This is a genomic window from Pseudomonas sp. Root329 (assembly GCF_001424925.1).
Lineage (GTDB): Bacteria > Pseudomonadota > Gammaproteobacteria > Pseudomonadales > Pseudomonadaceae > Aquipseudomonas > Aquipseudomonas arabinosi.
In genome coordinates, this window is sequence record NZ_LMCV01000026.1 from 15,536 (window position 1) to 39,620 (window position 24,085).

The window sequence follows — 24,085 nt, forward strand, 5'->3', positions numbered from 1 at the left end:
CCTGCCAGACCCAATACTTCATTCCACACCAACAAGCACTTCGAGGAAACAGTCATGGCCAAGCAAGCACTCATCGTAGTCGATATCCAAAACGACTACTTCCCCCAAGGCAAGTGGCCGCTGGTCGGCGCCGATGCCGCGGCGGACAATGCCGTTCGTCTGCTCAAAGCCTTCCGCGATGCCGGTGATTCGGTGGTGCACATCCGCCACGAATTCACCTCCGACGAAGCCCCTTTCTTCACCCCGGGTTCGGAAGGCGCGAAGCTGCACCCCAAAGTCCTGAATCGCGCCGATGAGCCTGTGGTGCTCAAGCATTTCGTCAACTCGTTCCGTGAAACACAACTGAAATCGATCCTCGACGAACAAGGCATCAAGGAGCTCGTGGTCGTCGGCAGCATGAGCCACATGTGTGTCGATGGCATCACCCGCGCCGCCGCGGACTTTGGCTACAGCGTTACCGTGATTCACGACGCCTGCGCTACCCGTGATCTGGAGTTCAACGGCGTCACCGTTCCGGCAGCCTACGTTCATGCCGCCTTCATGTCGGCCCTGGGCTTCGCCTATGCAAGCGTGGTGTCCACTGACGAGTTCCTGGCGGCGCATCACTGACCAACGCTTCTGCCTCGGGTGCTGCAATCTGACGCTCCCGAAACAAAGAAGGCCAGTCGCGTGCGCACATGACTGGCCTTTTTTCTGAGACTTACGGCCGAAAAGCCGGATAATGGCGGCCAAATCGTCTAGCCGTTATTCTGGTAATCCCCCATGGAAATCAAGGTCAACTTTCTCGACAACCTTCGACTTGAAGCCAAGTTCGACGACTTCACGGTGGTGGCCGATCAACCTATCCGCTACAAGGGCGATGGCTCGGCACCGGGTCCGTTCGACTACTTCCTGGCTTCGTCGGCGTTGTGTGCGGCTTATTTCGTGAAGCTGTACTGCGACACTCGCAGTATTCCCACCGAAAACATCCGCCTGTCGCAGAACAACATTGTTGATCCGGAAAACCGCTACAACCAGATTTTCAAGATCCAGGTCGAGCTACCAGCGGACATCTCCGACAAGGACCGCCAGGGCATCCTGCGTTCCATCGACCGTTGCACCGTGAAAAAAGTGGTGCAAGCCGGGCCTGAGTTTGTGATCGAAGAAGTGGAAAACCTCGACGCCGATGCCCAGGCGTTGCTGATGCCTGCGTCTAATTCAGAGGCGCACACCTATATCGCGGGCAAGGATCTGCCGCTGGAGCAGACCATCGCCAACATGTCGGCCATTCTGGCGGACCTGGGCATGAAGATTGAAATCGCCTCGTGGCGCAATATCGTTCCCAACGTGTGGTCGCTGCATATCCGCGATGCGCACTCGCCGATGTGTTTTACCAACGGCAAGGGCGTAACCAAGGAAGGCGCGCTGGCGTCGGCGTTGGGCGAGTTTATCGAGCGACTCAACTGCAACTTCTTCTACAACGATCAGTTCTGGGGCGAAGAGATCGCCAACGCGCCGTTTGTGCATTACCCGGACGAACGCTGGTTCAAGCCTGGCCGTAAAGATGAACTGCCGGCCGAAATCCTCGACGCGTACTGCCTGAAGATTTACAACCGCGACGGCGAGTTGCGTGGCTCCCACCTGATCGACACCAACTCGGGCAATGAAGAGCGCGGCATCTGCTCGCTGCCATACGTGCGCCAGTCGGACGGCGAAGTGGTGTATTTCCCGTCCAACCTGATTGAAAACCTGTTCCTGAGCAACGGCATGAGTGCCGGCAACACGCTGGCCGAAGCCCAGGTGCAATGCCTGTCGGAGATCTTCGAGCGTGCGGTAAAACGCGAAATCATCGAAGGTGAATTTGCACTGCCGGATGTGCCCGCCGATGTGCTGGCGAAGTACCCCGGGATACTGGCCGGTATTCAGGCGCTGGAAGAGCAAGGGTTCCCCGTATTGGTGAAGGATGCATCCCTGGGCGGTGAATTCCCGGTGATGTGCGTCACGTTGATGAACCCGCGTACCGGCGGTGTGTTCGCCTCGTTCGGCGCGCACCCGAGCCTGGAAGTGGCGCTGGAGCGCAGCCTGACCGAATTGCTCCAGGGCCGCAGCTTCGAAGGCCTCAACGACTTGCCCCAGCCGACGTTTGAAGGCCATGCGGTGACCGAGCCGAATAACTTCGTCGAGCACTTCATCGATTCCAGCGGCGTGGTGTCGTGGCGCTTCTTCAGCTCCAAGTCCGATTACGAATTCGTGGAGTGGGATTTCTCCGGCCAGGGTGAAAACTCGAATGCCGAAGAAGCCGCGACCTTGTTCGGCATTCTCGAAGGCATGGGCAAGGAAGTGTACATGGCGGTCTACGAGCATATCGGCGCCAAGGCGTGCCGCATCCTCGTACCGGATTATTCGGAGATCTATCCCGCGGATGATCTGATCTGGGACAACACCAACAAAGCGCTATTCTTCCGTGCCGACATCCTGAACCTGCATCGCCTGGACGAAGACGAACTGCGAGCGTTGGTTGAGCGCCTGGTGGAAAGTGAGCTGGACGACTACACCGACATCACCAGCCTGATCGGCATCGAATTTGACGACAATACGGCGTGGGGTCAGCTGACGATTCTTGAGTTGAAGCTGCTGATTTATCTCGCCTTGCAGCAATACGAAGAGGCGAAAGAGGCGGTAGAAATGTTCCTGCAGTACAACGACAACACGGTTGAGCGTGGTTTGTTCTACCAGGCCGTCAATGTGGTGCTGGAGATGAAGCTGGACGAAGACCTGGAACTGGAAGACTACGAGGCCAATTTCCGCCGGATGTTTGGCAACGAGCGCACGGATGCAGCGATCGGATCGGTGAACGGCAGCGTGCGTTTCCATGGCTTGACGCCGACCAGCTTGAAACTGGAGGGGCTCGACAGGCACCTGCGGTTGATCGATAGCTACAAGAAACTGCACTCGGCACGGGCCAATGTGACCGCGTTATCCAGTTAATAGCGCCAACAAAAAAGCGAAGCCAGATGGCTTCGCTTTTTTGTTACTGACTGGATAACTGCTTTTTAGAACGGGATATCGTCATCAAAGCTGTCGAAATCCGGAGCCGGTTGCGGAGCGGCCTGCTGCTGTGGAGCCGGACGCGACTGTTGCGGTGCTGCCGACTGCTGTGGACGCGGAGCCTGTTGGCGTGGGGCCGGGGCGGACTGCTGGTAGTTATTGCCCCCGCCTTGTTGGTCGCCCTGCTGTGGACGGCCGCCCAGCAGCTGCATGGTGCCTTGCATGTCGACCACGATTTCAGTGGTGTAACGCTTGATACCGTCTTTTTCCCACTCGCGGGTCTGCAGCTTGCCTTCGATGTAGACCTGCGAACCTTTACGCAGGTACTCGCCGGCGATCTCGGCAACTTTGCCGAACATCGACACACGGTGCCATTCGGTCTTCTCGACCTTCTGACCGGTTTGCTTGTCGGTCCACTGTTCGCTGGTCGCCAGACTCAGGTTGGTCACGGCGTTACCGTTAGGCAAGTAGCGAACTTCGGGATCCTGGCCGCAAGTGCCGACCAATATGACTTTGTTAACCCCACGGGCCATAACGTTCTCCTAGGCTACGCACGCTGCCTCGGCCGGGTTGTTCACCAGGCGCTCAAGGGTCGTGCGATCCAATAGTTCTGTGTCCAATTTGATGTAAATCGCCGCTTCATCAGCAACGATCACCGCATCTGTTACCCCTACGACGGCCTTCAGGCGCTCAACCAGACCCGCTTCGCGGATCGCCTCGGGCGACAACGGCAAGCGCAGGCTCGTCACGTAGGGTGGTTCGCGCATGGTAACAGCAAAGGCCAGCCAGAGGGCAGCCAGACCGGCGCATCCAAGGAACACAACCGACAGACCGCCATGCTGGAACAACCAGCCGCCGAGGATCCCGCCCAGTGCCGAACCGAGGAACTGACTGGTGGAATAAACCCCCATCGCCGTGCCTTTGCCGCCTGCTGGTGAAACCTTGCTGATCAGCGATGGTAGAGAAGCTTCCAGCAAGTTGAACGCGGTAAAGAACACCACCGTCCCGATCACCAGAGCTCGCAAGCTATCGCCGAACTGCCAGAAGAATAGCTCAGTGAGCATCAGCGTCGCGACGGCGCCGAGTAAAACTCGTTTCATTTTGCGTTTCTTCTCGCCGTAGATAATGAACGGGATCATGGCGAAGAAGGAAATCAGCAACGCGGTCAGGTAGACCCACCAGTGCTGCTCTTTAGGCAACCCGGCTTTTTCGACCAGCGCCAAAGGCAACGCAACGAAGCTCGACATCAACATCGCGTGCAACACAAAAATACCCAGGTCCAGACGCAGCAGGTCTGGATGCTTGAGCGTCGGTATCAGCGCCTGGCGCGCAACGCCGGATTCGCGGTGCTGCAACGGCCCGGTCGAACGCGGCACCATGAACATCACGATCACGATGCCGAACAATGCCATGCCGCCCGTGGCGAGGAACAACCCGGACAGGCCGAAGGCGCGGGTCAGCAACGGTCCTACAACCATCGCGACAGCGAACGACAGACCGATCGTCATGCCGATCATGGCCATGGCTTTGGTCCGATGCTGTTCACGGGTCAAGTCTGACAGCAACGCCATCACCGCCGCGGAAATCGCCCCGGCGCCTTGCAGGATCCGTCCGGCGATCACGCCCCAGATCGAGTCGGCATTGGCCGCCAGCACGCTACCGAGGGCGAAGACGATCAGCCCCAGGTAAATCACCGGACGACGACCGATCCGGTCGGAAATAAAGCCGAAGGGAATTTGAAAGATCGCCTGGGTCAGGCCGTAAGCGCCAATCGCCAGCCCGATAAGGGCCGGGGTCGCTCCTGCCAGATCCATCCCATAGGTCGCCAGTACCGGCAACACCATGAACATGCCAAGCATACGGAAGGCGAACACCAGGGCCAGACCGCTTGCTGCGCGGGTCTCGCTGCCACTCATGCGTTCGCTGTGGGGATCGTGCATGGAAAAACCTCATGTGAACCGGCGGCGATTCTACCAGTCCCATCGATTGACGGGGTATATCGCGACGCTTTGACGCGCTCTGCTGACAGACTCTTCATGTAAGGCTGTAACCCGCTCATTTGATAGTGTGCATCCATCCAGTATTTGGCCGTATACTCCTACGTTTTCGACGCCCGCCGAGCGAGGCCACTTTGGACAAGATCCTGATTCGTGGGGCCCGAACCCACAACCTGAAGAACATCGACCTGACCCTGCCCAGGGACAAACTGATTGTCATCACCGGCCTGTCCGGCTCGGGAAAATCATCCCTGGCATTCGACACACTGTACGCCGAAGGCCAGCGCCGCTACGTCGAATCGCTGTCGGCCTACGCTCGGCAATTTTTGTCGATGATGGAAAAGCCTGACGTCGACACCATCGAAGGTTTGTCGCCAGCTATTTCCATCGAGCAGAAATCGACCTCGCACAACCCGCGTTCGACGGTCGGCACCATCACCGAAATCTACGACTATCTGCGCCTGCTTTACGCTCGCGTGGGTATTCCGCGTTGCCCGGATCACGACATTCCGCTGGAAGCCCAGACCGTCAGCCAGATGGTCGACCTGGTCCTCGCCCAACCGGAGGGCAGCAAGCTTATGCTGCTGGCCCCGGTGATCCGCGAGCGTAAAGGCGAACACCTTTCCGTCTTCGAAGAACTGCGCGCCCAAGGCTTTGTGCGGGCCCGGGTCAACGGCCGGCTCTGCGAGCTGGACGAATTGCCGAAGCTGGACAAGCAGAAGAAGCACTCGATCGATGTGGTGGTCGACCGCTTCAAGGTGCGCGCCGACCTGCAGCAGCGCCTGGCCGAGTCGTTCGAGACCGCGCTGAAGCTGGCAGACGGCATCGCCCTGGTCGCGCCGATGGACGACGAGCCCGGCGAAGAAATCATCTTCTCCGCGCGCTTCGCCTGCCCGATCTGCGGCCATGCCATCAGCGAGCTGGAACCCAAGCTGTTCTCCTTCAACAATCCGGCCGGCGCTTGCCCGACGTGTGATGGCCTGGGTGTAAAGCAGTTCTTCGACATCAAGCGATTGGTCAATGGTGAACTGACGCTGGCCGAGGGCGCGATTCGTGGCTGGGACCGGCGCAACGTCTATTACTTCCAGATGCTCGGCTCGCTGGCTTCACACTACAAGTTCAGCCTGGAAGTGCCATTCAACGAACTGACGGCCGATCAGCAGAAGTTCATCCTGCACGGCAGCGGGTCGCAAAACGTCGACTTCAAATACCTGAACGACCGCGGGGACATCGTCAAACGCTCGCACCCGTTCGAAGGCATCGTGCCGAATCTGGACCGTCGCTACCGTGAAACCGAGTCCGCCTCGGTGCGTGAAGAGCTGGCCAAGTTCCTCAGCACCCAGCCTTGCCCGGATTGCCGTGGTACTCGCCTGCGTCGTGAGGCGCGGCATGTGTGGGTGGGCGAGAAGACGCTGCCGGCGGTGACCAATCTGCCGATTGGCGATGCCTGTGAATATTTCGGCGTGCTGAAACTCACTGGCCGCCGTGGCGAAATTGCTGACAAGATTCTCAAGGAAATTCGCGAGCGACTGCAGTTCCTGGTCAACGTTGGCCTGGACTATTTGTCGCTGGATCGCAGTGCGGACACGTTGTCCGGTGGTGAAGCGCAGCGTATCCGTCTGGCCAGCCAGATCGGCGCCGGACTGGTGGGCGTTCTGTACATTCTCGACGAACCATCGATTGGTTTGCACCAGCGAGACAACGATCGGCTGCTCGGTACGCTCAAGCACCTGCGGGATATCGGTAATACGGTGATTGTGGTTGAGCACGACGAAGATGCGATTCGCCTGGCCGACTACGTGGTGGATATCGGTCCGGGCGCAGGTATACACGGGGGACACATTGTCGCCGAAGGTACGCCGGCCGAAGTCATGGCTCATCCAGACTCGTTGACCGGCAAGTACTTGTCGGGTCGGGTAAAGATTGCAGTCCCGGCCAAACGCACGCCGCGTAACAAGAAGTTGTCGCTGTCCCTCAAGGGCGCCCGTGGCAACAACTTGCGCAATGTCGATCTGGACATTCCGATCGGTCTGCTGACCTGTGTAACCGGCGTGTCCGGCTCGGGCAAGTCGACGCTGATCAACAACACCTTGTTCCCGCTTAGCGCTACGGCATTGAACGGTGCGACGACGCTCGAAGCGGCCGCTCACGACAGCATCAAAGGTCTGGAGCATCTGGATAAGGTTGTCGACATCGACCAGAGCCCGATCGGTCGAACGCCACGCTCCAACCCGGCGACCTACACCGGGTTGTTCACACCGATTCGCGAACTGTTCGCCGGTGTGCCGGAGTCCCGCTCCCGCGGTTATGGTCCTGGACGCTTCTCCTTCAACGTGAAGGGCGGACGTTGCGAAGCGTGTCAGGGTGATGGCCTGATCAAGGTGGAAATGCACTTCCTGCCGGACATCTATGTCCCGTGCGACGTCTGCAAGAGCAAGCGCTACAACCGCGAAACCCTGGAGATCAAGTACAAGGGCAAGAGCATCCACGAAACCCTCGAGATGACGATCGAGGAAGCGCGGGTGTTCTTCGACGCGGTTCCGGCCCTGGCGCGCAAGCTTCAGACGCTGATGGATGTCGGCCTGTCGTACATCAAGCTCGGGCAGTCAGCGACCACGCTGTCGGGTGGTGAAGCCCAGCGGGTGAAGCTGTCCCGCGAACTGTCCAAGCGCGACACCGGCAAGACGCTGTACATCCTCGATGAGCCGACGACCGGCCTGCACTTCGCTGATATTCAGCAGCTGCTCGACGTTTTGCATCGATTGCGCGACCACGGCAACACTGTGGTGGTGATCGAGCACAACCTGGACGTTATCAAGACGGCCGACTGGCTGGTGGACTTGGGGCCGGAAGGCGGTTCCAAGGGCGGCCAGATCATTGCCGTCGGTACGCCGGAAGAAGTGTCCGAGATGAAGCAATCGCACACGGGCTTCTACCTCAAGCCGCTGCTGGCTCGCGACAAAGCCTGAGTCAGGCCCATGAAAAAGCCCCTGTCACCTCATCGGTGACAGGGGCTTTTTTGTAGCCGGTGGAATCAGAACTGCGATTGCAGGTAATTCTCCAGACCGATCAACTTGATCAGACCCAGCTGCTTCTCGAGCCAGTAGGTGTGATCTTCTTCGGTGTCATGCAATTGAACCCGCAGCATCTCGCGGCTGACGTAGTCCTTGTGCTGTTCGCAGAGCTTTATGCCCTTGCAGAGCGCGGCGCGGACTTTGTATTCCAGCCGCAGGTCAGCGGCGAGCATGTCCGGCACGGTAGTGCCGACATCAAGGTCGTCCGGACGCATGCGCGGCGTACCTTCGAGCATCAGAATTCGGCGCATCAGGGCATCAGCGTGCCCGGCCTCTTCTTCCATCTCGTGGTTGATACGTTCGTAGAGCTCGGTGAAACCCCAGTCCTCGTACATCCGCGAATGGATGAAATATTGATCACGCGCCGCCAGTTCGCCGGTCAGCAACGTGTTGAGGTAATCGATTACGTCTGGGTGGCCTTGCATCGCCCTACATCTCCCTGCTTGAAAGTCTGTAGTTTGAACCAAGCAGACTGTTTGGTCACTCTGCTTGCGCGATAAAAGCGAAGATATTCTGAGAAAAGTGGTTTAAATAACGCGAAAACCGCCCAAATGAGGGCGGTTCTGCTTCTCGTTTAGACTTCGTTAAGCTGTACGTTGAGCAGCTTTGCGATTGCTTCTCCGTACGCCGGATCGGCTTTGTAGAAATGCTGCAATTGGCGGTCAACTACATCGCTGGAAACTCCGGTCATTGCGCCGGCAATGTTGCCGACCAACAGCGCTTTCTGCTCATCGCTCATCAAACGGAACAACGCACCGGAGTGGCTGTAGTAGTCGGTATCCTCGCGGTGATCGTAGCGATCAGCCGAACCACTTAGCGCCAATGGCGGCTCTGCATAACGAGGTGCTTGCTTCGGTGATTCGACGTAGCTGTTCGGCTCATAGTTAGGTGTCGCTCCGCCATTGCTGCCAAACGCCATTGAACCATCACGCTGATAGCTGTTCACCGGGCTGCGAGGCGCGTTCACCGGCAGTTGCTGGTGGTTGGTGCCAATACGGTAGCGGTGAGCATCGGCGTAAGCGAACACTCGACCCTGCAGCATGCGGTCAGGCGACAAACCGACACCTGGGACCATGTTGCTCGGACCGAACGCCGCTTGCTCGACTTCAGCAAAATAGTTCTGCGGGTTGCGGTTAAGCTCCAATTCGCCCACTTCGATCAGCGGAAACTCTTTCTGCGACCAGGTTTTGGTCACGTCAAACGGGTTCTCGTAGTGCGCTGCGGCCTGAGCCTCAGTCATGATTTGGATGCACACGCGCCATTTCGGAAAATCACCGCGCTCGATCGCGCCGAACAGATCACGCTGCGCATAATCCGGATCGGTACCAGCCAGGCGTGCTGCTTCTGCTGGCGCCAGGTTTTTAATCCCTTGCTTGGTCTTGTAGTGCCACTTCACCCAGTGACGTTCGCCATTGGCGTTGATCAGGCTGTAGGTGTGGCTGCCGAAGCCGTGCATGTGACGGTAGCCATCGGGGATGCCGCGGTCCGAGAACAGAATAGTGACCTGATGCAACGCCTCAGGTGAGTGCGACCAGAAGTCCCACATCATTTGCGCGCTTTTCAGATTGCTTTGTGGCAGACGTTTCTGGGTGTGAATAAAGTCCGGGAATTTCAAAGGATCGCGGATGAAGAACACTGGCGTGTTGTTGCCGACGATGTCCCAGTTGCCTTCTTCGGTGTAGAACTTCAGGGCGAAACCACGTGGATCGCGCTCGGTGTCGGCCGAACCACGCTCACCGCCAACGGTGGAAAACCGCAGGAAGGTTGGGGTTTGCTTGCCGACAGACTCAAACAGTTTGGCGCTTGTGTACTCGGTGATGTCCCGAGTTACGGTGAACGTACCGTAAGCACCCGAACCTTTGGCGTGTACACGGCGCTCAGGGATGTTTTCACGGTTGAAGTGGGCAAGCTTCTCGATCAGGTGAAAGTCGTCGAGCAGCAGCGGGCCACGAGGGCCGGCGGAACGGGAATTCTGGTTATCAGCGACAGGAGCGCCACTGGCGGTGGTAAGTGTTTTATTTTGGCTCATGCGATGTCTTCCTCTGTCAGTCTTTCCTACTGCCGGCTAATCGGCTGAGAGGGAGTATTGACCATCAACATGACACCATCAAATTCATTAAATTGTGAGAATCGATAGATAAATACTAATGAAGCTTTATCGCTTAGGCATTTCGATACTTTTCGAGCGCGCACAAAAAACCGGGCACTAGGCCCGGTTCTTCGTTTCAGACTGACGTCTTACTCAGCGGATACAGCTTCACCACCGGCAGGACGATCAACCAACTCGACGTACGCCATAGGCGCGTTGTCGCCAGTGCGGAAACCGCACTTGAGGATGCGCAGGTAGCCACCCTCACGGGTAGCGTAACGCTTGCCCAGGTCGTTGAAGAGCTTACCAACGATAGCTTTCGAACGAGTACGGTCGAAAGCCAGACGGCGGTTAGCCAGGCTGTCTGTCTTGGCCAAAGTGATCAGCGGCTCAGCAACGCGACGCAGTTCTTTAGCTTTCGGCAGTGTAGTTTTGATCAGCTCGTGCTCGAACAGCGACACTGCCATGTTTTGAAACATGGCCTTGCGGTGCGAGCTAGTGCGGCTCAGGTGACGACCACTTTTACGATGACGCATGGTTCATTCCTTACCAAACACAACGTTCGGTGATTACGACGATCAGGCAGTCGCCTTGTCGTCCTTCTTAAGACTTGCAGGCGGCCAGTTGTCGAGGCGCATGCCGAGGGACAGACCGCGGGAGGCCAGAACGTCCTTGATTTCAGTCAAGGATTTCTTGCCAAGGTTCGGAGTCTTCAACAGCTCTACTTCGGTACGCTGAATCAGGTCACCGATGTAGTAGATGTTTTCCGCCTTAAGGCAGTTAGCCGAACGTACAGTCAGTTCCAGATCGTCAACCGGGCGAAGCAGGATCGGATCGATCTCGTCTTCCTGCTCAACAACCACTGGCTCACTGTCACCTTTGAGGTCGACGAACGCAGCCAACTGCTGTTGCAGAATGGTTGCAGCGCGGCGAATTGCCTCTTCAGGATCCAGAGTACCGTTGGTTTCCAGATCAATAACCAGCTTGTCCAGGTTAGTACGCTGCTCGACACGGGCGTTTTCCACCACGTATGCGATACGGCGAACCGGGCTGAACGAAGAGTCAAGCTGCAAGCGACCGATGCTGCGGCTTTCGTCTTCATCGCTCTGACGCGAGTCTGCCGGTTCATAACCACGACCACGAGCTACGGTGAGCTTCATGTTCAGGGCGCCGTTAGACGCCAGGTTAGCGATTACGTGATCGGGATTAACGATCTCGACATCATGATCCAGCTGAATATCGGCAGCGGTAACCACCCCCGAACCCTTCTTCGACAAGGTCAGCGTAACTTCGTCACGGCCGTGCAGCTTGATAGCCAGACCTTTAAGGTTCAACAGGATTTCAATTACGTCTTCCTGTACACCTTCGATGGCGCTGTACTCATGGAGCACACCGTCAATCTCGGCCTCGACTACTGCGCAGCCGGGCATTGAGGACAACAGGATGCGGCGCAGCGCGTTGCCCAGGGTGTGGCCGAAACCACGCTCGAGAGGCTCGAGAGTGATCTTGGCGCGGGTTGGACTGACAACCTGCACATCAATATGGCGGGGTGTCAGGAACTCATTTACCGAAATCTGCATGGATGCACCTATTTTCTAGCCCTTACTTGGAGTAGAGCTCGACAATCAGGCTTTCGTTGATGTCGGCGGACAGATCACTGCGAGCAGGAACGTTCTTGAAAACGCCCGACTTCTTCTCAGTGTCTACTTCTACCCATTCTACGCGGCCACGTTGGGCACACAGATCGAGAGCTTGGACAATGCGAAGTTGGTTCTTTGCTTTCTCGCGAATCGCGACCACGTCACCAGCACGAACCTGGTACGACGGCACGTTTACGGTCTGACCGTTAACGCTTACGGATTTGTGCGATACCAGCTGACGGGATTCGGCACGAGTAGAGCCAAAACCCATACGGTATACAACGTTGTCCAGACGGCATTCGAGCAGTTGCAACAGGTTTTCGCCAGTTGCACCTTTCTTGCCAGCAGCTTCTTTGTAGTAGCCGCTGAATTGACGCTCGAGAACGCCGTAGATACGACGGACCTTCTGCTTTTCACGCAGTTGGGTGCCGTAATCGGACTGGCGACCGCGGCGTTGGCCGTGGATACCAGGTGCTGCTTCAATGTTGCACTTCGATTCGATCGCGCGCACGCCGCTCTTCAAGAAGAGATCGGTGCCTTCGCGACGAGCGAGTTTGCATTTTGGACCAATGTAACGAGCCATTCTTTACAATCTCCTGGATTACACGCGGCGCTTCTTCGGCGGACGGCACCCGTTGTGCGGGATTGGCGTCACGTCGGTGATGCTGGCGATCTTGTAGCCACAGCCGTTCAAAGCGCGGACTGCAGATTCACGACCTGGACCTGGACCTTTGACGTTAACGTCGAGGTTTTTCAGGCCATATTCCAGCGCAGCTTGACCAGCACGTTCAGCAGCTACTTGAGCAGCAAACGGGGTGGACTTGCGGGAACCGCGGAAACCCGAACCACCGGAGGTAGCCCAGGAAAGAGCGTTGCCTTGACGGTCGGTGATGGTCACGATTGTGTTGTTAAAAGATGCATGGATGTGGGCGATGCCATCAACCACTGTCTTTTTAACTTTTTTACGAGGACGAGCAGCAGGTTTAGCCATGATTAATTTCCTGTCGATTCGCTGGGGCGATTACTTGCGGATCGGCTTACGCGGACCTTTACGGGTACGCGCGTTAGTCTTGGTACGCTGACCGCGCACTGGAAGACCACGACGATGACGCAGACCGCGATAGCAACCGAGGTCCATCAAACGCTTGATTTTCATGTTGATTTCGCGACGCAGGTCACCTTCAGTGGTGAACTTCGCCACTTCGCCACGCAGCTGTTCAATCTGCTCGTCGCTCAGATCTTTGATCTTTGCGGCTGGGTTTACCCCAGTCACTGCACAGATCTTCTGTGCAGTAGTGCGACCAACACCATAGATGTAGGTCAGCGAGATAACAGTATGCTTGTTATCTGGAATGTTAACGCCTGCAATACGGGCCATTCAGTGGGACTCCAATTGACAGCTACCTACGCCCCGGAAGCCAAGAAATAGGGCGCGAGATAATATCGCTGTAATAACAAATAATCAACCCGGCAGCGCACTAGCTGCCGGGCTTGAAGCACAATCACACTCAGCCTTGGCGCTGTTTGTGACGCGGTTCCGCGCTGCAAATTACTCGAACAACACCTTCGCGGCGAATAATCTTGCAGTTACGGCACAGCTTTTTCACCGATGCACGAACTTTCATCACCAACTCCTCGAACCTTATGGGTACTCAGCGCAACATGCCGCTGCCGTAACCCTTCAGGTTGGCTTTCTTCATCAGGGATTCGTACTGGTGCGAAACGAGGTGCGATTGTACTTGGGACATGAAGTCCATCACAACCACGACGACGATCAGCAACGAGGTCCCGCCAAGGTAGAACGGTACGTTTGCTGCAACCACCAGAAACTGGGGCAACAGGCACACGGCCGTCATGTAAAGAGCACCGAACATGGTCAAGCGAGTCAGAACGCCATCAATGTAGCGCGCAGACTGCTCACCTGGACGGATGCCCGGAATAAAGGCACCGGACTTCTTCAGGTTTTCCGCTACGTCTTTCGGATTGAACATCAACGCCGTATAGAAGAAGCAGAAGAAAATAATCCCTGCACTAAACAGCAGAATATTCAACGGCTGACCAGGAGCGATCGACTGCGAGATGTCCTGCAACCAGCCCATACCTTCAGACTGGCCGAACCAGGCACCCAACGAAGCCGGGAACAGCAAAATGCTGCTCGCGAAAATGGCCGGAATAACACCGGCCATGTTCACCTTCAGCGGCAAGTGGCTAGTCTGCGCAGCGAAGACCTTGCGGCCCTGCTGACGCTTGGCGTAGTGAACAGCAATACGACGCTGACCACGCTCAATGAACACCACGAAACCGATAATCGCTACTGCCAGCAAACCGATGGCAACCAGGGCGAAGATGTTGATATCACCCTGACGCGCAGACTCGAAAGACTGCCCGATCGCTCTCGGAAGACCGGCGACGATACCCGAAAAAATCAACATCGAGATACCGTTGCCAACACCACGCTCAGTAATCTGCTCACCCAGCCACATCATGAACATCGCACCAGCCACAAAAGTGGATACCGCGACGAAATGGAAGCCAAAGTCACCAGTGAACGCAACGCCCTGCCCTGCCAGACCAATGGACATGCCAATTGCCTGAACGAGAGCGAGAACGACAGTGCCGTAGCGGGTGTACTGGCTGATCTTGCGACGGCCAGCTTCACCTTCCTTCTTCAACTGTTCCAGCTGCGGGCTAACGGCGGTCATCAGTTGCATGATGATCGATGCCGAAATGTACGGCATGATCCCCAGTGCAAAGATGCTCATCCGCTCCAGCGCGCCGCCGGAAAACATGTTGAACAAGCTAAGAATGGTCCCCTCATTCTGTCGAAACAGGTCCGCGAGTCGGTCCGGGTTGATACCTGGAACCGGGATGTGTGCGCCTATTCGGTAGACGATAATCGCCAGGAACAGAAAACGCAGACGAGCCCAGAGTTCAGACATACCGCCTTTGCCGAGCGCAGAGAGAGCACCTTGCTTAGCCATTTATTCCTCGAACTTGCCGCCAGCTGCTTCGATAGCCGCACGCGCACCTTTGGTGGCGCCGATTCCCTTTCCGATGGTGACAGCGCGAGTAACTTCGCCGGACAGCATGATTTTCACACGCTGAACGTTGACGTTGATCACGTTGGCATCTTTCAGGGACTGCACGGTGACGATGTCGCCTTCCACTTTAGCCAGCTCGGACAAACGCACTTCTGCGCGATCCATGGCTTTCAGGGAAACGAAACCGAATTTCGGCAGGCGACGATGCAGCGGCTGTTGACCGCCTTCAAAGCCTGGAGCAATGGTGCCACCGGAGCGGGAGGACTGACCTTTGTGGCCACGGCCACCGGTCTTGCCCAAACCACTACCGATACCACGGCCCGGACGATGCTTTTCGCGACGGGAACCCGGCGCTGGACTCAGATCATTGAGTTTCATCGATTAACCCTCGACACGCAGCATGTAGTAAGCCTTGTTGATCATCCCGCGATTCTCGGGAGTATCAAGTACTTCTACAGTGTGACCGATGCGACGCAGACCCAGACCCTTAACGCACAGTTTGTGGTTAGGGATGCGGCCGGTCATGCTTTTGATCAGCGTAACTTTAACGGTAGCCATGATCAGAAGATCTCCTTGACGCTTTTGCCACGCTTGGCGGCAATGGATTCAGGAGACTGCATAGCTTTCAAACCTTTGAAAGTGGCGTGAACCACGTTTACCGGGTTAGTCGAGCCGTAGCACTTGGCCAGAACGTTCTGAACGCCAGCAACTTCGAGGACAGCACGCATAGCGCCGCCAGCGATGATACCGGTACCTTCAGAAGCAGGCTGCATGTACACCTTCGAAGCGCCGTGACCGGACTTCATTGCGTACTGCAGAGTGGTGCCGTTCAGGTCAACTTGGATCATGTTGCGGCGAGCAGCTTCCATTGCCTTCTGGATCGCAGCAGGCACTTCACGCGACTTGCCACGGCCGAAGCCAACACGCCCTTTACCATCACCCACCACGGTCAACGCGGTGAAAGTGAAGATACGGCCGCCTTTAACGGTTTTGGCTACGCGGTTAACTTGAACCAGCTTCTCGATGTAGCCTTCGTCGCGCTTTTGGTCGTTATTTGACATAACTTAGAACTCCAGCCCAGCTTCACGAGCAGCATCAGCCAGCGCCTTGACGCGGCCGTGATACTTGAAGCCAGAGCGGTCGAAAGCCACCTGCGAGACGCCAGCGGCTTTAGCACGCGTAGCGACCAGCTGGCCAACCTTAGTGGCCGCGTCGATGTTGCCAGTGGCGCCATCACGCAGTTCTTTATCCAAAGTCGAGGCAGATGCCAGGACTTTGTTGCCGTCGGCCGAAATGACCTGGGCGTAGATGTGCTGCGACGAGCGGAACACGCAGAGACGCACGACTTCGAGTTCGTGCATTTTCAGGCGTGCTTTGCGAGCGCGGCGCAGTCGAGTAACTTTTTTGTCGGTCATTTGCTATGCCCTACTTCTTCTTGGCTTCTTTACGACGGACGACTTCGTCCGCGTAGCGCACACCTTTGCCTTTGTACGGCTCTGGTGGACGGAAGTCGCGGATCTCGGCGGCCACTTGACCTACCAGCTGCTTATCGATGCCCTTGATCAGGATATCGGTCTGGCTAGGAGTCTCAGCGGTGATGCCTTCCGGCAGTTCATAATCCACTGGGTGCGAGAAGCCAAGAGCCAGGTTCAGCACTGTGCCTTTTGCTTGCGCTTTGTAACCAACACCGACCAGCTGGAGCTTGCGCTCGAAGCCTTGGCTTACGCCTTGGACCATGTTGTTTACCAACGCACGAGTGGTACCAGCCATTGCGCGAGTTTGTTGATCGCCATTGCGAGCAGCGAAACGCAGCTCACCAGCTTCTTCAACGATCTCAACGGACGAATGGATGTTCAGTTCGAGAGTGCCCTTGGCACCCTTCACCGAAAGCTGTTGGCCTGCGAATTTGACTTCGACACCGGCTGGCAGCTTAACGGGGTTCTTAGCGACGCGTGACATGCTTATCCCCCCTTAGAACACAGTGCAAAGAACTTCGCCGCCGACACCGGCAGCGCGCGCAGCACGATCCGTCATCACACCTTTGTTGGTGGAGACGATAGACACACCGAGACCGCCACGAACTTTTGGCAGATCATCGACGGACTTGTACTGACGCAGGCCTGGACGGCTAACGCGCTTCACTTCCTCGATGACCGGACGGCCTTCGAAGTACTTCAGCTCGATGGACAGCAGTGGTTTGATTTCGCTGCTGATCTGATAACCCGCAATGTAACCTTCGTCCTTCAGGACTTTGGCAACAGCTACCTTCAAAGTAGAAGATGGCATGCTTACGACGGACTTTTCAGCCATCTGGGCATTACGGATTCGAGTTAGCATGTCCGCTAACGGGTCCTGCATACTCATGGGCTAGACGCTCCTAATACAAAAAAATTAGCCTTGCGGCTACTACTTATCGCCGAGCTCATCCATGCGGAAAAAGCACGGGCTCAGGCGAGCCGGGTATTCTAGACACACCCCACAAATGAATCAAGCCCCAAAAGGGGCTTGATTCAAGTTCAAGGTCACCGATGGTCAGGATCTTGCGATCCGGACCACCGAGACTTTGATAGTGCTTACCAGCTGGCTTTAACCAGACCAGGTACGTCACCACGCATTGCAGCTTCACGCAGTTTGTTACGGCCGAGGCCGAACTTGCGGTAAACGCCGTGTGGACGACCGGTCAGGCGGCAGCGGTTACGCATGCGCGAGGCGCTTGCGTCACGTGGCTGCTTCTGCAGAGCTACTGTAGCTTCCCAACGCGCTTCTGGACTTGCGTTCAGATCTACGATGATAGCTTTCAGTGCTGCACGCTTTTTGGCGTACTTGGCAACCGTGAGCTGACGCTTCAGCTCGCGGTTTTTCATGCTCATCTTGGCCATTTTCCTACTCCAATCAGTTGCGGAACGGGAATTTGAAAGCACGCAGCAGCGCGCGACCTTCATCATCGTTCTTGGCAGTGGTGGTCAGGGTAATGTCCAGACCGCGGAGAGCATCGATCTTGTCGTAGTCGATTTCCGGGAAGATGATCTGCTCTTTAACGCCCATGCTGTAGTTACCACGACCATCGAAGGACTTGGCATTCAGGCCGCGGAAGTCGCGGACCCGAGGCAGGGAGATCGACAGCAGACGATCCAGGAATTCGTACATACGCTCACGGCGCAGGGTCACTTTGACGCCGATCGGCCAACCTTCACGGACTTTAAAGCCAGCGATGGATTTCCGAGCGTAGGTCACAACGACTTTCTGGCCGGTGATCTTTTCCAGGTCGGCAACAGCGTGCTCGATGACTTTTTTGTCACCGACCGCTTCGCCCAGACCCATGTTCAGGGTGATTTTTGTAACGCGTGGAACTTCCATCACGTTCGAAAGCTTAAGTTCTTCCTTAAGCTTCGGTGCGATTTCCTTCCAGTAAATCTCTTTTAGTCGTGCCATGGTCTTCTACCTAGCAGTGTTCAAGCATCAACCGCTTTTTGGGTCGACTTGAAGACACGAATTTTCTTGCCGTCTTCTACTTTGAAACCAACGCGGTCAGCCTTGTTGGTTTCGCCGTTGAAAATGGCGACGTTAGAAGCGTCCAGTGGAGCTTCTTTTTCGACGATACCGCCTTGTACGCCCGACGCCGGGTTAGGCTTGGTATGACGCTTAACCAGGTTCAGACCACCAATAACCAGACGGTTATTAGCGAGAACCTTAAGCACCTTACCGCGCTTACCTTTGTCTTTGCCGGCGATCACGATGATCTCGTCGTCACGACGAATCTTTTGCATGTCGGATCTCCTTACAGCACTTCTGGGGCGAGCGAGACGATCTTCATGAACTTCTCAGTACGAAGTTCACGGGTCACTGGCCCAAAGATACGGGTGCCGATCGGCTCTTGCTTGTTGTTCAGAAGAACAGCAGCGTTGCCATCAAAGCGGATAATGGAGCCATCAGCACGACGTACGCCGTGACGAGTGCGGACTACAACAGCAGTCATCACTTGGCCTTTTTTCACTTTACCGCGAGGAATTGCTTCCTTCACGGTAACTTTGATGATGTCACCGATACCAGCGTAACGACGATGGGAGCCACCCAGCACCTTGATGCACATAACACGGCGAGCGCCGCTGTTATCGGCCACATCGAGCATGGATTGAGTCTGAATCATATAATTTCTCCGACCCCTAGTCCTTAGACTTCCACAGCGCGTTCGAGAACATCAACCAGCGCCCAAGACTTGGTCTTGGCCAAAGGACGAGTTTCACGAATAGTGACTTTGTCGCCGATGTGGCACTGATTGGTTTCGTCGTGCGCGTGCAGCTTAGTCGAACGCTTAACGTATTTACCGTAGATCGGGTGCTTAACGCGACGCTCGATCAGAACGGTGATGGTTTTGTCCATCTTGTCGCTGACAACACGGCCAGTCAGCGTACGGACAGTTTTTTCGGCTTCAGCCATGATTACTTACCTGCCTGCTGGTTAAGCACAGTCTTCACGCGAGCGATGTCACGTTTAACTTGCGAGAGCAGATGAGACTGCCCCAACTGGCCAGTTGCTTTCTGCATACGCAGATTGAACTGGTCGCGCAGCAGGCCGAGCAGTTGCTCGTTCAGCTGCTGTGCGGATTTTTCACGAAGTTCATTCGCTTTCATCACATCACCGTCCGTTTAACAAAGGCGGTGGCGAGCGGCAGCTTTGCAGCAGCCAGGGCAAAAGCCTCACGCGCCAGCTCTTCAGTAACACCCTCGATTTCATACAGGACTTTGCCTGGCTGAATCTGGGCAACCCAGTACTCCACACTACCCTTACCTTTACCCATCCGAACTTCGAGTGGCTTTTTGGAAATAGGCTTGTCCGGGAATACACGGATCCAGATCTTGCCGCCACGTTTAACGTGACGGGTCAGAGCACGACGCGCTGACTCGATCTGACGAGCGGTGAGACGACCACGAGCTACAGACTTCAGCGCGAACTCGCCGAAGCTGACTTTGCTACCGCGCTGTGCCAGACCACGGTTGTGGCCTGTCATCTGCTTGCGGAACTTCGTACGCTTTGGTTGCAACATTTGGCGTACCCCTTACTTAGCAGCTTTTTTACGAGGCGCTGGTGCTTGTGGTTTCAGTTCTTCTTGGCGACCACCAATTACTTCGCCTTTGAAGATCCAAACCTTTACACCGATCACACCGTAAGTGGTGTGAGCTTCGTAGTTGGCATAGTCGATGTCGGCACGCAGGGTGTGCAGTGGCACACGACCTTCGCGATACCATTCAGTACGTGCGATTTCAGCACCGCCGAGACGACCGCTCACTTGGATTTTGATGCCTTTGGCACCAATGCGCATGGCGTTCTGAACAGCGCGCTTCATAGCGCGACGGAACATTACGCGACGCTCCAGCTGCTGAGCTACGCTCTGCGCAACCAGCATACCGTCGAGTTCCGGCTTGCGGATCTCTTCGATATTGATGTGCACAGGCACACCCATTTGCTTGGTCAGGTCCTGACGCAGTTTCTCAACATCTTCACCTTTCTTCCCGATAACGATACCTGGACGAGCGGTGTGGATGGTGATACGTGCAGTCTGAGCCGGACGATGGATATCGATACGGCTTACGGACGCGCTTTTTAGTTTGTCTTGGAGATACTCGCGCACCTTCAGATCAGCGAACAAATAGTCCGCATAAGTCCGACCGTCTGCGTACCAGACGGAGGTGTGCTCCTTGACGATTCCCAGGCGAATGCCAATGGGATGTACTTTCTGACCCATCTCTTCGACTCCGTTACTTGTCAGCAACCTTGACAGTGATATGGCAAGACCGCTTGACGATGCGATCAGCACGGCCTTTGGCACGTGGCATGATGCGCTTCAGCGAACGCCCTTCGTTGACGAAAACGGTGCTGACTTTAAGGTCATCAACGTCTGCGCCTTCGTTATGCTCGGCGTTGGCTACGGCCGACTCCAGCACTTTCTTCATGATCTCGGCGGCTTTCTTACTGCTGAAAGCCAACAAGTTGAGCGCTTCGCCCACCTTCTTCCCGCGGATCTGGTCGGCGACCAAGCGGGCTTTCTGGGCGGAGATTCGAGCGCCCGACAACTTAGCGGCTACTTCCATTTCCTAACCCCTTAACGCTTGGCTTTCTTGTCTGCCACGTGCCCACGATAAGTGCGGGTACCGGCGAACTCGCCCAGTTTGTGGCCGACCATGTCTTCGTTAACGAGAACTGGGACGTGTTGACGACCGTTGTGTACTGCGATGGTCAAACCGACCATTTGTGGCAGGATCATCGAACGACGCGACCAGGTTTTCACCGGTTTGCGATCATTCTTTTCCGCCGCCACTTCGATCTTCTTCAGTAGGTGAAGATCGATAAAAGGACCTTTTTTCAGAGAACGTGGCACTGTCGTATCCCTCTATTTACTTGCGACGACGGACGATCATTTTGTCGGTACGCTTATTACCACGAGTCTTCGCGCCCTTAGTCGGGAAGCCCCATGGCGATACCGGATGACGACCACCAGAGGTACGACCTTCACCACCACCATGTGGGTGGTCAACCGGGTTCATGGCAACACCACGAACGGTTGGGCGAACGCCACGCCAGCGTTTGGCACCAGCTTTACCCAGCGAACGCAGGCTGTGCTCGGAGTTCGAGACTTCACCCAGGGTCGCGCGGCATTCAGCCAGCACTTTACGCATCTCACCAGAACGCAGACGCAGGGTCACGTAGACACCTTCACGAGCGATCAGCTGAGCCGAAGCACCAGCGGAACGAGCGATTTGCGCGCCTTTACCTGGCTTCAATTCGATGCCGTGTACGGTGCTACCAACTGGAATGTTACGCAGTTGCAGAGCGTTGCCCGGCTTGATCGGTGCCAGAGCACCTGCGATCAGCTGGTCGCCAGCACTCACGCCTTTAGGGGCGATGATGTAGCGACGCTCGCCATCTGCGTACAGCAGCAGAGCGATGTGAGCAGTACGGTTTGGATCGTATTCAATACGCTCGACAGTGGCAGAGATGCCATCTTTGTCGTTGCGACGGAAATCGACCAGACGATAATGCTGCTTATGGCCACCACCGATGTGACGAGTGGTAATACGACCATTGTTGTTACGACCACCAGTCTTCGATTTTTTCTCGAGCAGCGGTGCGTGAGGAGCGCCTTTATGCAGCTCCTGGTTGACCACCTTGACCACAAAACGGCGGCCAGGGGAAGTCGGTTTGCATTTAACGATTGCCATGATGCACCCCTTCCTTACTCAGCACTGCTGCTGAAATCGAGATCTTGGCCTGGCTGAAGGGAGATAACTGCCTTCTTCCAGTCATTACGCTTGCCCAGACCGCGAGCAGTGCGCTTGCTCTTACCCAGAACATTCAGGGTAGTAACACGCTCTACTTTCACGCTGAACAGGCTTTCGACGGCCTTCTTGATTTCCAGCTTGGTTGCGTCAGTTGCAACCTTGAAAACGAACTGGCCTTTCTTGTCAGCCAGAACCGTAGCCTTCTCGGAAACGTGCGGGCCAAGCAGAACTTTAAATACGCGTTCCTGGTTCATCCCAGCAGCTCCTCGAATTTCTTCACGGCCGACACGGTGATCAACACCTTGTCGTATGCGATCAGACTAACTGGATCGGAACCTTGCACGTCACGTACATCAACGTGTGGCAGGTTACGAGCAGCCAGGTACAGGTTCTGATCAACTACTTCAGACACGATCAAGACGTCAGTCAGGCCCATGCCGGTCAGTTTGTTCAGCAGATCTTTGGTCTTCGGTGCATCAACAGCGAAGTCCTGAACCACAACCAGACGATCAGTACGCACCAGCTCAGCAAGGATGGAACGCATTGCTGCGCGATACATCTTCTTGTTCAGCTTCTGGGAGTGATCCTGAGGACGAGCTGCGAAAGTGGTACCGCCGCCACGCCAGATTGGGCTACGGATAGTACCAGCACGAGCACGGCCAGTACCTTTCTGACGCCATGGGCGCTTACCGCCACCACGAACGTCGGAACGGGTCTTTTGCTGCTTGGTACCTTGACGGCCGCCGGCCATGTAGGCCACGACTGCTTGGTGAACCAGCGTCTCGTTGAACTCGCCGCCAAACGTCAGTTCGGAAACTTCGATCGCTTGAGCGTCATTTACATTTAATTGCATGTCAGCTTCCCCTTAACCGCGAGCCTTGGCTGCTGGACGTACAACCAAGTTGCCGCCAGTAGCGCCAGGAACAGCGCCCTTGACCAACAACAGATTGCGTTCAGCGTCCACGCGCACTACTTCGAGGGACTGCACGGTCACGCGCTCAGCGCCCATATGACCGGACATTTTTTTGCCCTTGAATACACGACCAGGAGTCTGGCACTGGCCGATAGAGCCTGGAACGCGGTGGGATACGGAGTTACCGTGGGTATTATCTTGCCCGCGGAAATTCCAACGCTTGATCGTACCCTGGAAGCCTTTACCTTTGGACTGACCGGTTACATCAACCAGTTGACCAGCGGCGAAGATTTCAGCGTTGATCAGATCGCCGGCCTGGTACTCGCCTTCTTCAAGACGGAATTCCATTACGGTACGACCAGCGGCAACGTTCGCTTTAGCGAAGTGGCCAGCTTGAGCAGCTGTAACACGCGAAGCACGACGCTCGCCTACAGTGACTTGCACTGCACGATAGCCATCGGTCTCTTCAGTTTTGAACTGGGTGACGCGATTCGGTTCGATCTCAATGACCGTGACCGGAATGGAGACACCTTCTTCGGTGAAAATACGGGTCATACCGCATTTACGACCGACTACACCAATAGTCATGTTGTAAACCTCATGAGTGTACGGGGCTTTCACCCGCTATGGCCGCCCATTTCAGAGCGTTACACGACTAAGACCGAGTCTTAGCCGAGGCTGATCTGCACTTCCACACCGGCCGCAAGATCAAGCTTCATAAGAGCATCAACGGTTTTATCCGTTGGCTGGACGATGTCCAGAACGCGCTTATGAGTACGGATCTCATACTGGTCACGCGCGTCTTTGTTGACGTGCGGGGAGACCAGAACGGTGAACCGCTCTTTACGGGTAGGCAGTGGAATTGGACCACGCACTTGAGCACCAGTACGTTTCGCGGTTTCCACGATTTCCTGGGTGGATTGGTCGATCAGGCGATGGTCAAAAGCCTTCAACCTGATACGGATTTGCTGATTTTGCATTGGATTTCAGACTCCGGCTGCTATTCCCAGCGAGCGCAATACGCCCG

Annotated in this window: 35 protein-coding genes; 3 read left to right on the forward strand and 32 right to left on the reverse strand. The window is 55.9% G+C overall.

Going from position 1 to position 24,085, the window contains the following annotated elements; all coding sequences use genetic code 11:
• Positions 1–54 precede the first annotated feature (54 nt).
• Positions 55–609, forward strand: a complete 555-nt coding sequence (locus tag ASC74_RS19915) for a cysteine hydrolase family protein (RefSeq protein WP_056743425.1) — start codon at positions 55–57, stop codon at positions 607–609.
• Positions 610–762: 153 nt separating this feature from the next.
• A complete protein-coding gene (locus ASC74_RS19920) occupies positions 763–2,967 on the forward strand; it encodes an OsmC domain/YcaO domain-containing protein (protein WP_056743427.1) in 2,205 nt (734 codons plus the stop codon).
• A gap of 65 nt (positions 2,968–3,032) precedes the next feature.
• Here ASC74_RS19920 and ASC74_RS19925 read toward each other — a convergent pair whose 3' ends face one another.
• Positions 3,033–3,560 (reverse strand): single-stranded DNA-binding protein, encoded by a 528-nt coding sequence (locus ASC74_RS19925; RefSeq protein WP_056743429.1) that lies wholly within the window; start codon positions 3,558–3,560, stop codon positions 3,033–3,035.
• Between the two features lie 9 nt (positions 3,561–3,569).
• Positions 3,570–4,967 carry an MFS transporter gene (locus tag ASC74_RS19930; protein ID WP_033059461.1) on the reverse strand — a complete coding sequence of 466 codons (1,398 nt, stop codon included), beginning with the start codon at positions 4,965–4,967 and terminating at the stop codon, positions 3,570–3,572.
• Between the two features lie 191 nt (positions 4,968–5,158).
• Here ASC74_RS19930 and uvrA point away from each other — a divergent pair, with 191 nt between their 5' ends.
• The gene (gene uvrA / locus ASC74_RS19935) at positions 5,159–7,993 is read left to right on the forward strand and encodes an excinuclease ABC subunit UvrA (RefSeq protein WP_056743432.1); all 2,835 of its coding nucleotides are present in this window, start codon (positions 5,159–5,161) and stop codon (positions 7,991–7,993) included.
• A 65-nt stretch (positions 7,994–8,058) separates the two neighbouring features.
• Here the strand turns inward: uvrA and bfr are convergent, their stop codons facing one another.
• The 30 genes from bfr to rpsJ form a co-directional block, all read right to left on the reverse strand.
• Positions 8,059–8,523, reverse strand: coding sequence for a bacterioferritin (bfr, locus tag ASC74_RS19940; RefSeq protein ID WP_056743433.1), 465 nt, complete (start codon positions 8,521–8,523; stop codon positions 8,059–8,061).
• A 149-nt stretch (positions 8,524–8,672) separates the two neighbouring features.
• Positions 8,673–10,127, reverse strand: coding sequence for a catalase (locus tag ASC74_RS19945; protein ID WP_056743436.1), 1,455 nt, complete (start codon positions 10,125–10,127; stop codon positions 8,673–8,675).
• 209 nt (positions 10,128–10,336) lie between these two features.
• The gene (gene rplQ, locus ASC74_RS19950; RefSeq protein WP_008145500.1) at positions 10,337–10,723 is read right to left on the reverse strand and encodes a 50S ribosomal protein L17; all 387 of its coding nucleotides are present in this window, start codon (positions 10,721–10,723) and stop codon (positions 10,337–10,339) included.
• A 42-nt stretch (positions 10,724–10,765) separates the two neighbouring features.
• Positions 10,766–11,767, reverse strand: a complete 1,002-nt coding sequence (locus ASC74_RS19955; protein WP_003186012.1) for a DNA-directed RNA polymerase subunit alpha — start codon at positions 11,765–11,767, stop codon at positions 10,766–10,768.
• A 22-nt stretch (positions 11,768–11,789) separates the two neighbouring features.
• Positions 11,790–12,410, reverse strand: a complete 621-nt coding sequence (rpsD, locus tag ASC74_RS19960) for a 30S ribosomal protein S4 (RefSeq protein WP_003210056.1) — start codon at positions 12,408–12,410, stop codon at positions 11,790–11,792.
• A gap of 18 nt (positions 12,411–12,428) precedes the next feature.
• Positions 12,429–12,818, reverse strand: coding sequence for a 30S ribosomal protein S11 (rpsK, locus tag ASC74_RS19965; protein WP_002555466.1), 390 nt, complete (start codon positions 12,816–12,818; stop codon positions 12,429–12,431).
• 30 nt (positions 12,819–12,848) lie between these two features.
• Positions 12,849–13,205 (reverse strand): 30S ribosomal protein S13, encoded by a 357-nt coding sequence (gene rpsM, locus ASC74_RS19970; protein WP_003186020.1) that lies wholly within the window; start codon positions 13,203–13,205, stop codon positions 12,849–12,851.
• A gap of 130 nt (positions 13,206–13,335) precedes the next feature.
• Positions 13,336–13,452: a 50S ribosomal protein L36 gene (gene rpmJ / locus ASC74_RS19975; protein WP_002555468.1), complete on the reverse strand. Its 117-nt coding sequence runs from the start codon at positions 13,450–13,452 to the stop codon at positions 13,336–13,338.
• 27 nt (positions 13,453–13,479) lie between these two features.
• Complete coding sequence (gene secY / locus ASC74_RS19980) at positions 13,480–14,808, reverse strand: preprotein translocase subunit SecY (protein WP_003228718.1); 1,329 nt, start codon at positions 14,806–14,808, stop codon at positions 13,480–13,482.
• Positions 14,809–15,246, reverse strand: coding sequence for a 50S ribosomal protein L15 (rplO, locus tag ASC74_RS19985; RefSeq protein ID WP_007896782.1), 438 nt, complete (start codon positions 15,244–15,246; stop codon positions 14,809–14,811).
• Positions 15,247–15,249: 3 nt separating this feature from the next.
• Positions 15,250–15,426: a 50S ribosomal protein L30 gene (gene rpmD, locus ASC74_RS19990; protein ID WP_003186033.1), complete on the reverse strand. Its 177-nt coding sequence runs from the start codon at positions 15,424–15,426 to the stop codon at positions 15,250–15,252.
• Between the two features lie 2 nt (positions 15,427–15,428).
• Positions 15,429–15,929, reverse strand: a complete 501-nt coding sequence (rpsE, locus tag ASC74_RS19995) for a 30S ribosomal protein S5 (protein ID WP_007943782.1) — start codon at positions 15,927–15,929, stop codon at positions 15,429–15,431.
• Between the two features lie 3 nt (positions 15,930–15,932).
• Entirely contained in the window at positions 15,933–16,283 is a 351-nt protein-coding gene (gene rplR / locus ASC74_RS20000) for a 50S ribosomal protein L18 (protein WP_003186037.1), read from the reverse strand.
• A gap of 10 nt (positions 16,284–16,293) precedes the next feature.
• Complete coding sequence (rplF, locus tag ASC74_RS20005; protein WP_003176412.1) at positions 16,294–16,827, reverse strand: 50S ribosomal protein L6; 534 nt, start codon at positions 16,825–16,827, stop codon at positions 16,294–16,296.
• Positions 16,828–16,839: 12 nt separating this feature from the next.
• On the reverse strand, positions 16,840–17,232 hold the full coding sequence (gene rpsH / locus ASC74_RS20010) for a 30S ribosomal protein S8 (protein WP_003186040.1): 393 nt from the start codon (positions 17,230–17,232) through the stop codon (positions 16,840–16,842).
• 209 nt (positions 17,233–17,441) lie between these two features.
• The gene (rpsN, locus tag ASC74_RS20015; RefSeq protein ID WP_003176414.1) at positions 17,442–17,747 is read right to left on the reverse strand and encodes a 30S ribosomal protein S14; all 306 of its coding nucleotides are present in this window, start codon (positions 17,745–17,747) and stop codon (positions 17,442–17,444) included.
• A 13-nt stretch (positions 17,748–17,760) separates the two neighbouring features.
• Positions 17,761–18,300: a 50S ribosomal protein L5 gene (rplE, locus tag ASC74_RS20020; protein WP_003176415.1), complete on the reverse strand. Its 540-nt coding sequence runs from the start codon at positions 18,298–18,300 to the stop codon at positions 17,761–17,763.
• 20 nt (positions 18,301–18,320) lie between these two features.
• On the reverse strand, positions 18,321–18,635 hold the full coding sequence (gene rplX / locus ASC74_RS20025; protein ID WP_008145498.1) for a 50S ribosomal protein L24: 315 nt from the start codon (positions 18,633–18,635) through the stop codon (positions 18,321–18,323).
• Between the two features lie 11 nt (positions 18,636–18,646).
• On the reverse strand, positions 18,647–19,015 hold the full coding sequence (gene rplN, locus ASC74_RS20030; protein ID WP_002555479.1) for a 50S ribosomal protein L14: 369 nt from the start codon (positions 19,013–19,015) through the stop codon (positions 18,647–18,649).
• A gap of 23 nt (positions 19,016–19,038) precedes the next feature.
• Positions 19,039–19,305: a 30S ribosomal protein S17 gene (gene rpsQ, locus ASC74_RS20035; RefSeq protein WP_003176419.1), complete on the reverse strand. Its 267-nt coding sequence runs from the start codon at positions 19,303–19,305 to the stop codon at positions 19,039–19,041.
• A 2-nt stretch (positions 19,306–19,307) separates the two neighbouring features.
• Positions 19,308–19,499: a 50S ribosomal protein L29 gene (gene rpmC / locus ASC74_RS20040; protein WP_002555481.1), complete on the reverse strand. Its 192-nt coding sequence runs from the start codon at positions 19,497–19,499 to the stop codon at positions 19,308–19,310.
• The gene (rplP, locus tag ASC74_RS20045) at positions 19,499–19,912 is read right to left on the reverse strand and encodes a 50S ribosomal protein L16 (RefSeq protein WP_008145497.1); all 414 of its coding nucleotides are present in this window, start codon (positions 19,910–19,912) and stop codon (positions 19,499–19,501) included. The genes rpmC and rplP overlap by 1 nt, the downstream gene beginning before the upstream one ends.
• A gap of 12 nt (positions 19,913–19,924) precedes the next feature.
• Entirely contained in the window at positions 19,925–20,611 is a 687-nt protein-coding gene (rpsC, locus tag ASC74_RS20050) for a 30S ribosomal protein S3 (RefSeq protein ID WP_003176422.1), read from the reverse strand.
• Positions 20,612–20,624: 13 nt separating this feature from the next.
• Positions 20,625–20,957 carry a 50S ribosomal protein L22 gene (gene rplV / locus ASC74_RS20055; RefSeq protein WP_003103908.1) on the reverse strand — a complete coding sequence of 111 codons (333 nt, stop codon included), beginning with the start codon at positions 20,955–20,957 and terminating at the stop codon, positions 20,625–20,627.
• An 11-nt stretch (positions 20,958–20,968) separates the two neighbouring features.
• Positions 20,969–21,244: a 30S ribosomal protein S19 gene (gene rpsS / locus ASC74_RS20060; RefSeq protein WP_002555486.1), complete on the reverse strand. Its 276-nt coding sequence runs from the start codon at positions 21,242–21,244 to the stop codon at positions 20,969–20,971.
• A 16-nt stretch (positions 21,245–21,260) separates the two neighbouring features.
• The gene (gene rplB / locus ASC74_RS20065) at positions 21,261–22,085 is read right to left on the reverse strand and encodes a 50S ribosomal protein L2 (RefSeq protein ID WP_003176423.1); all 825 of its coding nucleotides are present in this window, start codon (positions 22,083–22,085) and stop codon (positions 21,261–21,263) included.
• 14 nt (positions 22,086–22,099) lie between these two features.
• Positions 22,100–22,399 (reverse strand): 50S ribosomal protein L23, encoded by a 300-nt coding sequence (gene rplW, locus ASC74_RS20070; RefSeq protein ID WP_002555488.1) that lies wholly within the window; start codon positions 22,397–22,399, stop codon positions 22,100–22,102.
• Positions 22,396–22,998 (reverse strand): 50S ribosomal protein L4, encoded by a 603-nt coding sequence (gene rplD, locus ASC74_RS20075; protein WP_046047318.1) that lies wholly within the window; start codon positions 22,996–22,998, stop codon positions 22,396–22,398. Before rplD ends, rplW begins: the two co-directional genes overlap by 4 nt.
• Before the next feature lie 12 nt (positions 22,999–23,010).
• A complete protein-coding gene (gene rplC / locus ASC74_RS20080; RefSeq protein ID WP_003186059.1) occupies positions 23,011–23,646 on the reverse strand; it encodes a 50S ribosomal protein L3 in 636 nt (211 codons plus the stop codon).
• Between the two features lie 80 nt (positions 23,647–23,726).
• Positions 23,727–24,038 carry a 30S ribosomal protein S10 gene (gene rpsJ, locus ASC74_RS20085; RefSeq protein ID WP_003186070.1) on the reverse strand — a complete coding sequence of 104 codons (312 nt, stop codon included), beginning with the start codon at positions 24,036–24,038 and terminating at the stop codon, positions 23,727–23,729.
• Positions 24,039–24,085: the final 47 nt, after the last annotated feature.

Excerpts from the sequence above, each read along its gene's own strand:
- bfr (WP_056743433.1), bottom strand. The coding sequence starts at position 8,523 with ATGCAAGGCCACCCAGACGTAATCGATTACCTCAACACGTTGCTGACC.
- secY (WP_003228718.1), bottom strand. The coding sequence starts at position 14,808 with ATGGCTAAGCAAGGTGCTCTCTCTGCGCTCGGCAAAGGCGGTATGTCT.
- rpsJ (WP_003186070.1), bottom strand. The coding sequence starts at position 24,038 with ATGCAAAATCAGCAAATCCGTATCAGGTTGAAGGCTTTTGACCATCGC.
- rpsK (WP_002555466.1), bottom strand. The coding sequence starts at position 12,818 with ATGGCTAAACCTGCTGCTCGTCCTCGTAAAAAAGTTAAAAAGACAGTG.
- rpmD (WP_003186033.1), bottom strand. The coding sequence starts at position 15,426 with ATGGCTACCGTTAAAGTTACGCTGATCAAAAGCATGACCGGCCGCATC.
- ASC74_RS19930 (WP_033059461.1), bottom strand. The coding sequence starts at position 4,967 with ATGCACGATCCCCACAGCGAACGCATGAGTGGCAGCGAGACCCGCGCA.
- rplN (WP_002555479.1), bottom strand. The coding sequence starts at position 19,015 with ATGATTCAGACTCAATCCATGCTCGATGTGGCCGATAACAGCGGCGCT.
- rpsN (WP_003176414.1), bottom strand. The coding sequence starts at position 17,747 with ATGGCCAAGATGAGCATGAAAAACCGCGAGCTGAAGCGTCAGCTCACG.
- rpsC (WP_003176422.1), bottom strand. The coding sequence starts at position 20,611 with ATGGGTCAGAAAGTACATCCCATTGGCATTCGCCTGGGAATCGTCAAG.
- rplW (WP_002555488.1), bottom strand. The coding sequence starts at position 22,399 with ATGAACCAGGAACGCGTATTTAAAGTTCTGCTTGGCCCGCACGTTTCC.
- rpsD (WP_003210056.1), bottom strand. The coding sequence starts at position 12,410 with ATGGCTCGTTACATTGGTCCAAAATGCAAACTCGCTCGTCGCGAAGGC.
- ASC74_RS19955 (WP_003186012.1), bottom strand. The coding sequence starts at position 11,767 with ATGCAGATTTCGGTAAATGAGTTCCTGACACCCCGCCATATTGATGTG.
- rplE (WP_003176415.1), bottom strand. The coding sequence starts at position 18,300 with ATGGCACGACTAAAAGAGATTTACTGGAAGGAAATCGCACCGAAGCTT.
- rpsH (WP_003186040.1), bottom strand. The coding sequence starts at position 17,232 with ATGAGTATGCAGGACCCGTTAGCGGACATGCTAACTCGAATCCGTAAT.
- rplO (WP_007896782.1), bottom strand. The coding sequence starts at position 15,246 with ATGAAACTCAATGATCTGAGTCCAGCGCCGGGTTCCCGTCGCGAAAAG.
- rpsQ (WP_003176419.1), bottom strand. The coding sequence starts at position 19,305 with ATGGCTGAAGCCGAAAAAACTGTCCGTACGCTGACTGGCCGTGTTGTC.
- ASC74_RS19915 (WP_056743425.1), top strand. The coding sequence starts at position 55 with ATGGCCAAGCAAGCACTCATCGTAGTCGATATCCAAAACGACTACTTC.
- rpmC (WP_002555481.1), bottom strand. The coding sequence starts at position 19,499 with ATGAAAGCGAATGAACTTCGTGAAAAATCCGCACAGCAGCTGAACGAG.
- rpsE (WP_007943782.1), bottom strand. The coding sequence starts at position 15,929 with ATGTCAAATAACGACCAAAAGCGCGACGAAGGCTACATCGAGAAGCTG.
- rplQ (WP_008145500.1), bottom strand. The coding sequence starts at position 10,723 with ATGCGTCATCGTAAAAGTGGTCGTCACCTGAGCCGCACTAGCTCGCAC.
- rpsM (WP_003186020.1), bottom strand. The coding sequence starts at position 13,205 with ATGGCCCGTATTGCAGGCGTTAACATTCCAGATAACAAGCATACTGTT.
- rplD (WP_046047318.1), bottom strand. The coding sequence starts at position 22,998 with ATGCAATTAAATGTAAATGACGCTCAAGCGATCGAAGTTTCCGAACTG.
- rplR (WP_003186037.1), bottom strand. The coding sequence starts at position 16,283 with ATGACCGACAAAAAAGTTACTCGACTGCGCCGCGCTCGCAAAGCACGC.
- rplB (WP_003176423.1), bottom strand. The coding sequence starts at position 22,085 with ATGGCAATCGTTAAATGCAAACCGACTTCCCCTGGCCGCCGTTTTGTG.
- rplC (WP_003186059.1), bottom strand. The coding sequence starts at position 23,646 with ATGACTATTGGTGTAGTCGGTCGTAAATGCGGTATGACCCGTATTTTC.
- rplV (WP_003103908.1), bottom strand. The coding sequence starts at position 20,957 with ATGGAAGTAGCCGCTAAGTTGTCGGGCGCTCGAATCTCCGCCCAGAAA.
- rpmJ (WP_002555468.1), bottom strand. The coding sequence starts at position 13,452 with ATGAAAGTTCGTGCATCGGTGAAAAAGCTGTGCCGTAACTGCAAGATT.
- rplX (WP_008145498.1), bottom strand. The coding sequence starts at position 18,635 with ATGCAAAAGATTCGTCGTGACGACGAGATCATCGTGATCGCCGGCAAA.
- ASC74_RS19945 (WP_056743436.1), bottom strand. The coding sequence starts at position 10,127 with ATGAGCCAAAATAAAACACTTACCACCGCCAGTGGCGCTCCTGTCGCT.
- ASC74_RS19920 (WP_056743427.1), top strand. The coding sequence starts at position 763 with ATGGAAATCAAGGTCAACTTTCTCGACAACCTTCGACTTGAAGCCAAG.
- ASC74_RS19925 (WP_056743429.1), bottom strand. The coding sequence starts at position 3,560 with ATGGCCCGTGGGGTTAACAAAGTCATATTGGTCGGCACTTGCGGCCAG.
- rplF (WP_003176412.1), bottom strand. The coding sequence starts at position 16,827 with ATGTCACGCGTCGCTAAGAACCCCGTTAAGCTGCCAGCCGGTGTCGAA.
- rplP (WP_008145497.1), bottom strand. The coding sequence starts at position 19,912 with ATGTTGCAACCAAAGCGTACGAAGTTCCGCAAGCAGATGACAGGCCAC.